At 65.8% G+C, this 292-nt stretch carries 1 protein-coding gene; it reads right to left on the bottom strand.

What is annotated here, in order from left to right:
* The coding region (locus PZH32_RS13530) for an iron-containing alcohol dehydrogenase (protein WP_275208768.1) at positions 1 to 292 on the bottom strand (292 nt) is incomplete at both ends.

Below are 292 nucleotides of genomic sequence, written 5' to 3'. Positions count from 1 at the left end.
GACCCGCCGCCGTCTGGAAGGGCGGCAGGGTGAAGGTGAGCTCCGGGTTCATGAAGGCGAACTTCGGGCGCTGGGCGTTGTTGGCGTAGCCCGTTTTGCGACCCAGCTCGTCATTGGACACCACCGTGTTCTTGGACGCCTCGGAACCTGCGGCGGGAATGGTGAGCACCACGGCAATGGGCAGCTCGTCGTGGTCGAGGGCCTTGGTCTCGAAGAGCTCCCATACGTCGCAGTCGATGCAGGCGCCGTTGGCGATGGCCTTAGCCGAGTCGATGACGGAGCCGCCGCCCAC

This window comes from Adlercreutzia equolifaciens, assembly GCF_029076695.1.
GTDB lineage: Bacteria > Actinomycetota > Coriobacteriia > Coriobacteriales > Eggerthellaceae > Adlercreutzia > Adlercreutzia equolifaciens_A.
Note: the sequence above shows the minus strand (reverse complement) of the source record. Positions and strands in the feature narration are given on the sequence as shown.